Here is a 1,472-nt window from a genome sequence, read left to right as displayed (position 1 = left end):
TAGTTGGTGCATGACGAGTCTCAAAACATAACAAGGCAATCAAGGTGATGCGTTACACTCGGCGGTTTTGGTACGGAGTTCAGTGTGCTTTGTTGGTTCTGTGGGGCACACCTTATTGCAGGCGTTATACGCTGTAAATACTACTTACACGTAAGCAGCCAATTTGAATCCCAGACCGGTTTGGTTTTATCAGCAAAAGAGCGGTTCGTGGTCGGATCGCCGTTAACCGTCAAAGCCGGGCAAACAAGCCGAAAAGCGCCAGAGCAAATCAAACAGCCTTTGGGCTGTTTGCTAAGGTACGTAGCGAGGTGCGGCTATTGGGGCGGTTTGGGTGGCAGCTTATAACAAGGGTTTTCAAGGTGGACAAAAAACGCGGTCGCAGTTTTTGTTTATTCAATTTTCGTGTTTAAGGTGGCGGTTTCGCAATTTGCTTGCGTTTTTTGCCCCTTAAAACAACGTTATACGCTGTAAAGAATACTTACACGTAAGCAGCCAATTTGAATCCCAAACTGGTTCGGTTTTATCAGCAAAAGAGCGGTTTTGTTGCCAGCTCGCCGTTAACCAACAGAGTAGGGCAAACAAGCCGAAAAGCACCAGAGCAAATCAAACAGCCTTTGGGCTGTTTGCAAAGGCACGTAGCGAGGTGCGGCTATTCGGGCAGTTTGGGTGGCAGCTTATAACAAGGGTTTTCAAGGTGGACAAAAAACGCGGGCGCAATTTTTGTCTATTCAGTTTTTGTGTTTAAGGTGGCGGTTTCGCATTTGGTTTGCGTTTTTTGCCCCTTAAAACAACGTTATGAGACGGGAGCCTTAGTCTTGCCGATGAAAAGGAGTATTCGTGAAAGATATTTGCTTAGTTCAAAATAACCGGCCATCCCTTTTGGTTGACATTGGACTCACCCTAGGGAAAGTTGGTGTTAATATTGAGGGGCTGAGTCACTCTTCGGTTGATGAGCTGGCAATAGTTCATTTTCTTGTTGAAGATGTGCAAGTGGCAGTCGATGCTCTGGCTGAAATAGGTATAGAGTCTGCTGTAGTTTCAGACGTTTTTGTTTTCGACAAAGATGCTGAAAATGTTACGGGAAAATCAGGTTCGTTTGGACAAATTTGCAACACGCTTGTTGAACATAATCTGACAATTAAGTTTGGCTATCCAGCAGAAAATAATCGCTTTGTATTCGGTATTGATGATATAGAAAAGGCAACTGAACTTTTGTCATCCGTCTCATAACAAACGCATCAAGTCGCTCGCAGGCTCGCTGGGACATCAAAACTACACGGCAATTAGTTTTGGTGCTTCGCCCAGTTTAACCAATCGCCGCTTAAGTTTTGCTGCCCCTTATGCGGGCGTTGTGCGTACTGAGTCCGAAATTTTTTGCACGGTTCATCAATAGGATCGCGGCTTTCGTAGTTTCGGCTTAGTAAGCGTGAATTTCTTCTTTGTTGCCTTTTTGCTTTCGTATCGTCAGGTTC

At 45.0% G+C, this 1,472-nt stretch carries 2 protein-coding genes; one reads left to right on the top strand and one right to left on the bottom strand.

What is annotated here, in order from left to right; translation table 11 throughout:
• The first annotated feature begins 837 nt into the window (after nucleotides 1-837).
• The gene (locus C9I99_RS26855; RefSeq protein ID WP_107351892.1) at nucleotides 838-1,230 is read left to right on the top strand and encodes a hypothetical protein; all 393 of its coding nucleotides are present in this window, start codon (nucleotides 838-840) and stop codon (nucleotides 1,228-1,230) included.
• A gap of 53 nt (nucleotides 1,231-1,283) precedes the next feature.
• On the opposite strand, the gene C9I99_RS27355 is transcribed toward C9I99_RS26855, so the two are convergent.
• Nucleotides 1,284-1,472 (bottom strand): hypothetical protein (locus C9I99_RS27355; RefSeq protein ID WP_211321965.1); only part of this gene is annotated, 189 nt, incomplete at its 5' end.

Origin of the sequence: Photobacterium lutimaris (assembly GCF_003025555.1) — a bacterium.
GTDB classification, from domain to species: domain Bacteria; phylum Pseudomonadota; class Gammaproteobacteria; order Enterobacterales; family Vibrionaceae; genus Photobacterium; species Photobacterium lutimaris.
The sequence above is the reverse complement of the archived record's forward strand: the minus strand, read 5'-3'. Positions and strand labels throughout refer to the sequence as shown.